This window comes from Curtobacterium sp. UCD-KPL2560 (genome assembly GCF_001705035.1).
Taxonomy (GTDB): Bacteria; Actinomycetota; Actinomycetes; order Actinomycetales; family Microbacteriaceae; genus Curtobacterium.
Window position 1 is genome coordinate 1 of record NZ_MCIG01000116.1, and the last position, 6,033, is coordinate 6,033.

The 6,033-nt window shown below is 71.4% G+C and carries 6 protein-coding genes; 2 read left to right on the top strand and 4 right to left on the bottom strand.

The genetic code is table 11. The features are described 5' to 3' along the window. Window positions 1–766: 766 nt before the first annotated feature. Window positions 767–1,750 carry a helix-turn-helix transcriptional regulator gene (locus BEP24_RS15635; RefSeq protein ID WP_065964990.1) on the bottom strand — a complete coding sequence of 328 codons (984 nt, stop codon included), beginning with the start codon at window positions 1,748–1,750 and terminating at the stop codon, window positions 767–769. Between the two features lie 121 nt (window positions 1,751–1,871). Between BEP24_RS15635 and BEP24_RS17245 the strand changes: the two genes are divergently transcribed. Beyond that, window positions 1,872–2,318, top strand: coding sequence for a MarR family transcriptional regulator (locus BEP24_RS17245; protein WP_065964992.1), 447 nt, complete (start codon window positions 1,872–1,874; stop codon window positions 2,316–2,318). 160 nt (window positions 2,319–2,478) lie between these two features. After that, window positions 2,479–2,634, top strand: coding sequence for a hypothetical protein (locus BEP24_RS17735; RefSeq protein ID WP_171898845.1), 156 nt, complete (start codon window positions 2,479–2,481; stop codon window positions 2,632–2,634). 152 nt (window positions 2,635–2,786) lie between these two features. On the opposite strand, the gene BEP24_RS15645 is transcribed toward BEP24_RS17735, so the two are convergent. The 3 genes from BEP24_RS15645 to BEP24_RS15655 form a co-directional block, all read right to left on the bottom strand. Then, window positions 2,787–3,635: a carbohydrate ABC transporter permease gene (locus BEP24_RS15645; protein WP_065964994.1), complete on the bottom strand. Its 849-nt coding sequence runs from the start codon at window positions 3,633–3,635 to the stop codon at window positions 2,787–2,789. Next, window positions 3,635–4,507, bottom strand: coding sequence for a sugar ABC transporter permease (locus BEP24_RS15650; RefSeq protein ID WP_083230434.1), 873 nt, complete (start codon window positions 4,505–4,507; stop codon window positions 3,635–3,637). Before BEP24_RS15650 ends, BEP24_RS15645 begins: the two co-directional genes overlap by 1 nt. 122 nt (window positions 4,508–4,629) lie before the next feature. Continuing rightward, window positions 4,630–5,949 (bottom strand): ABC transporter substrate-binding protein, encoded by a 1,320-nt coding sequence (locus BEP24_RS15655; RefSeq protein WP_065965001.1) that lies wholly within the window; start codon window positions 5,947–5,949, stop codon window positions 4,630–4,632. Window positions 5,950–6,033: the final 84 nt, after the last annotated feature.

Below are 6,033 nucleotides of genomic sequence, written 5' to 3' on the forward strand. Positions count from 1 at the left end.
CGGGATGGCCGGCGCTCCGCGCCCTGCCCATCTGTGGCGCGCGCCATGGCGCGCGCCGTGGCGCGCCGCGCGCCCCGCGCGCCGTGGCGCGACGTGCTCGCGCACAACGGAAAGCAGGTCGCACCACGAGAACCCGTGGCGCGACGTGCCTTCCGTGGTGCGCGAGCACGTCGCGCCACGGCGCGCGGGGCGCGCGGCGCGCCACGGCGCGCGCCATGGCGCGCGCCACAGATGGGCAGGGCGCGGAGCGCCGGCCATCCCGGCGACGCGCAGAGCGCGCGCCGTCCGCACAGCAGCAAGCACGTCGAACCACGCAATCACGTGGTGCGACGTGCTTTCCCCGGTGCGCGAGCACGTCGCGCCACGGCGCGGCGCTCGCGCCCCGCGCCACAAACAGGCAGGGCGCGGAGCGCCGTCCGCCAAGGCGACGCGCAGAGCGCGCGCCCTCCGCACAACCGGAAGCAGCTCGCACCACGGAAACCCGTGGCGCGACGTGCTTTCCCTGGTGCGCGAGCACGTCGCGCCAAGGCGCGCGGCGCTCGCGCCGCGCGCCACAGACAGGCAGGGCGCGGAGCGCCGGCCGCCAAGGCGACGCGCAGAGCGCGCGCCCTCCGCACAACCGGAAGCGGCTCGCACCACGCAACCACGTGGCGCAACGTGCTTTCCCTGGTGCGCGAGCACGTCGCGCCACCGGCGCGGCGCGCGCCGGCGCGGCGCGGCGCGGCACGGCCGGCGAACGCCGGCGCCGCCCGCGCCCGCGAGCGCGTCAGCGCCGCAGCGTCTGCTTCGGGTACTCGCCGAACCGCTCCGCGTACGACGCCGAGAACCGACCGAGGTGCGCGAAGCCCCACCGCCGCGCCACGTCCCCCACGGCACCGGTCTGCGGCCCCGCCTCGAGCAGCTCCTCGTGCACGCGGTCGAGCCGGACGTGGCGCAGGTACGTCAGCGGCGACACGTCGAACACGCGCCGGAACGACTCCTGCACGGACCGGACACTGAGCCCGGCCACGGCGGACAGGTCGGTGATCGAGACGTCCTCGGCGGCGTGCGCGTGGATGTACTCCACCGCGGCGCGCAGTCGGGCGTTCCGGGGCTCGGCGAGCACGTCGGGCAGCGCGTCGACCTGCGGCGGGAACATGTCGAGGAACACCTCGGCGGCCGCGACCTTGGCGTCCTGCCAGGCGTCCGACTCCGCCCCCCCGACGCGCAGACCACGGGACAGCGCCGTGAGCGCACCCTGCCACCGCTGCCCGATCGTGGCGTCGGGCTGCCGGACCCCGTCGAAGCGCAGCTCGTGGTCGCCGACCTCGGTCCGGGTCGCTGCGACTCGCCGGATGAACTCGCGGTCGAAGTGCACGAGGCGCTGGTCGTAGTCGGCGGTGACGAACCAGAACTCCTCGTCCGGCGGGAACAGCACCGGGACGTCCTGCTCCATCGGCCACCGCTCCCCGCGGATCTCGACCTCGCCGGTCCCCGCGCTGATCCACGTGACGACGTAGTCGCCGCCCGCCGGGACGACGCCGCGGATCTCGCCGTGCATCTGCGAGCGACGGATGGTGACCTCGCTGTCTCCGATGGCCGTGTAGCGGTAGTCGAAGCGACCGTCGGTCGGCCCCGCGGACCAACGATCGGCCCGGTAGATGCCACCGAGGTCGCGGATGGCGGTCTCGGGACGGGTGCCGGCGACCTCGAAGCGCACGGGAGCGATGGTCGCCTCGGCGCCGAAGGCCTCGATGAGGGGGTCAGCCACGGGACACTCCGTCCGGGTGCGATGTCCGCATGGCGCAGTCCATCTCGTTATCTGGATACGCTTCTGGGGTACGGGCGGCGTAACGTCGCCGAGGACCGACGCGCACCGAGGGGGCGACCACGTGAGTGAGATCGACCTGACCGCCGCGCTGACCCGACTCGAGGCGGCGATGGGGGCGCTCCGCGGGCGCCTGCGCGAGCGGCTGTCGGTGTCCGGCACCGACCTGACCGTGCTGCAGTTCGTCGCACGTGCCGCGGCTGCCGAACGCCAGGTCCGCGTGAAGGACCTCGTCTCGCACCTCGGCCTGACGAGTCCGGCGGTCACCGGCACGGTCGACCGCCTGGAGCGGGCCGGGCACCTGTGCCGCGTCCCGAACCCGGACGACGGGCGCAGCCGGTTCATCGAGCTCACCCCGGAGACCCAGCGCGCCTACGCCGCCGCGATGGACAGCACGAACGAGCATCTGCACGAGCTGTTGTCCTCCTTCTCGGAACGCGAACGGGTCAAGTACGTGCGGGTCATCGACCGCGTGGTCGAGGCGCTCGAGTACGGCGCTCCGACCCCCTGACGCAGAGTACGGGCGGGCGAGGACACCACTCGAACGTTTGTCCAACAAGCGCAACTAGGTAACTTCCCGACCTATCTTGCCGGACGTGGCCCGCCCTGGTCCGTACCGTCGCCCGTGGGTGCCCCGTTCGGGGGCGATTCAGGGAACCAGGGAGAGAACCATGGGCGCGTACCAGTCCCAGCCGGGCATCGACCCGGTACGCATCGAGACGTTCCGTCGGATGCGCAAGCGTTGGAAGTACGGCGAACTGCAGGACGGTGCCGGTCTGTACGCCGACTTCTTCACCGACACCGCACGGGACCCGCGCCGCAGCTGACGGCGTGTGACCGACGGTCGCCACGGCGACCGCACGACGGACGGGAGGCCCGTGGCGGGATCGCCACGGGCCTCCCGTCCGTCTGCCGGTCACCAGCGCAGCCGCCGCCCGCCGACACGACGCAGGTCTCGTCGACGAGTGCGCGGCCACCCTCAGCCCTTCACCGCCCCGGAGGTCAGGCCGGACACGATCGACCGGCGGAACACGAGCACGAGCACGACGATCGGGACCGTCGCCGCCACGCTCGCCGCGAAGATCTGCGCGAACGGCACCGTGAACTGGGTGCCGAACAACGCGATGCCGACCGGGATGGTGCGGAACGAGTTCTCGCTGTTGAACGTCAGGGCCATCAGGAACTCGCTCCACGAGGCCGTGAACGTGAACACCCCGACCGTGAACAGCCCCGGCTTCGCCATCGGCAGGATCACCGACAGGACCGTCCGCCACGCGCCGGCGCCGTCGATCTCGGAGGCCTCCTCGATCGTGGAGGGGATCCCCTGCAGGTAGTTCCGCATGATCCAGATGGCGAACGGCAGGTTGAACGCCACGTACGGCACGATCAGCCCCGGGTACGAGTTGAGCAGGCCGAGGTTGCGCTCGAGCAGGTACAGCGGCGTCAGCACCGCGATCGCCGGGAACACCGACAGCATGAGCAGCGACGTCATCACCGCCGTGCGGCCCCGGATCCAGCGCCCGGCGAGCGCGTAGCCGGCCAGGAACGCCAGGCCGAGGACGATCACCGTCGTCGAGACCGACACGATGACGCTGTTCACCATGTACTGGCCGAGGGCGTTGTCCCGGAACGCGACGACGAAGTTGTCGAACGTCAGCGCCCGCGGGAACGCGGTCGGCGGCGACTGGGCGATCTCCGACGAGGGCTTGAGCGCCGTCGTCACGAGCCAGTAGAGCGGCAGGGCGGTGAGCACGGCGATGACGACACCGCTGACGTTCACGGTGTTCACCCACCGGCGCCACCCCTTGCGGACACGCTGTCGGGGCATCAGTCGTCCCCTCCCTTCGCCTGGTTCCGGAAGGCCCGGAGGAACAGCAGACAGCCGACCGCGACGATGAGCGCGGTGCTCGTGGCGATCGCGGCGCCCGGGCCGATGTTGATGTCCTGGAACAGGACCTTGTAGCCCATGATCGCGAGCGACTGCGTCGTCGTGCCCGGTCCGCCGTTCGTCAGGACGAAGGGCAGGTCGAACACTCCGAACGCCTGCAGCACGCGGAACAGCACCGCGATGGTGAGCGTCGGCACGAGCTGCGGCACGACGACCCGCCAGAACGTCTGCCACCCGTTCGCGCCGTCGAGCTCGGCCGCCTCGTAGTGGTCCTCGGAGATCTGGACGAGGCCGGCGAGCAGGATGATCGCGACGAACGGCGTCGTCTTCCAGATGTCGGCGACCATGAGCCCGGTGATCGCGGGCACCGGTTCGCCGAGGATCACCGGCGCGTCCCCGAACAGCCCGAAGAACCACGTCGCGACGCCGTAGGTCGAGTCGTAGACGTACTTCCAGAGCTGGGCGTTGACGATCGTGACGAGCGACCACGGCACGAGCATGAGCGCGAGCATCCAGCCGCGCGTGGCCCCGAGTCGCTCGAGCACGAGGGCGACGAGCATGCCGAGGACGAGCTCGACCGAGACCGTCACGACCGTGTACAGCACCGTGAAGCCGAGCGCCCGGTACCAGTCGGCGCTCTGCAGCAGGGCCGCGTAGTTGCCGAGCCCGAAGCCCTGGATGCTGAACCCGTCGTAGCCGATCTCGACGTCGGCGAAGCTCAGGACGATCGAGTACACGACGGGGAAGATCGTGACCGCCGCCACGACCAGGAGCGCCGGGGCCGCGAAGCCCCACGCACCCCGCGCACGCACGCGCTCCATCCGCGACCGCGCGCTCGTCGGGCGGTACCCGTCCTGGCGACCCGCGCCTCCCGGCCGGTGCCCCGCACCCGACCGGACCGACGCGCGTGACGTGCGCGTCCCGGTGTCGGCGCTCACAGCGCCGCGCCCTGCAGGGCGAGCTGGATGGCGGAGGCCATCGCGCTCGTGCCGCCGTCGACCGACGTCTGTCCGCCGAGGATGCTGTTGCCGTTCTGGTAGACGCCCTGCGAGACCTTCGGGTAGTACGCCGTCGAGGTCGGGCGGGGCACGAGCGTGATGCCCGCGGCCGTGTCGTACGTCGGCCGCTGCTGGCGCTTCGCGTCCTGGCTGACGAGGCTCGCGCTGCGGGCCGGCAGGACTCCGCCCTCGCGGGTGAGGAGTTGCTGCGCGGTCTCGCTCGACATCCAGCTCGCGAACGTCAACGCCGCCGCGGGCTGCTGCGTGTGCGGGTTGATGTAGTTCCCCCAGCCCCCGATCGTCGAGTGGTGCTCGTCCATGCCGTCGAACGTCGGCCGGGCGGCGAGCCCGACCTTGCCCGCGACCGCGGAGTCCGGCCCGTTCGCGATCCCCCACGCGTACGACCAGTTGCGGAGGAACGCCGCGCGACCGCCCGAGAACGCGTCGTTCGTGTCCTGCTCCTGGTAGGTCAGGGTCGCGCGGGGAGCGGCGCCGTCGGTGATGAGCGAGCGCATGAACTCGAACGCGCGCTTCGTCTCCGAGCTCGTCGTCTCGGGCCGGGTCAGGTCGTCGTTGAGGAGCGAACCGCCCGCGTCCGCGACGAACTCGGTCACGTTGCAGGTGAGCCCCTCGTAGACGTCGCCCTGGAACGCGAGGCCGTAGTCGACGTCGCCCGTGTCCACGAGCTTCGCGGCGGTGGACTTGACCTCCTCCCACGAACGCGGGACCTGGAAGCCGTGCTTGTCGAGCAGGTCCTGGCGGTACAGGAAGAACGACTCGTCGATGTAGAGCGGGAACATGTAGTACGTCCCGTCGACGCTCGCCGCCTGCCGGAGGCCCTCGGGGAACTGCTCGAAGAAGTCCGTCCCGACGAGCTGGTCCACCGGCGTCGCGAGCTTGTTCTTCGCGAACTGCCCCGGCCAGGCCACGTCGCCGAGGTACACGTCCGGGGTCGGGCTGCCGGCGGCGATCTGCGTCGTGAGGCTGGTCCGGTTCGTGTCGGTGTCGCTCGGGGCGCTGACGATGCGCACGCTGATGTTCGGGTGTTCCTCCTGGAACGCCGCGATGAGGCGGCGACGGAGGTCCCCGCCGTCCTTCGAGGCGACCTGCCCGGCCCACCAGCTGATCGTGACGTCACCCTCGGGTGGGTCCGTCGGCCAGTCCTCGACGGTGGTGCGCTCGGGACGGGTGGAGCAGCCCGCGAGCAGCAGCACCCCCGCTCCCCCGAGCAGGAACAGTCTCCGGTCGATTGCCATCCGTCCTCCTCGACGTGTGGTGCTGCGAACCTGTGAGACCACACAACCAACGGTCCCTGGGAGTGGGTGCAGGGGTGGGTCTGC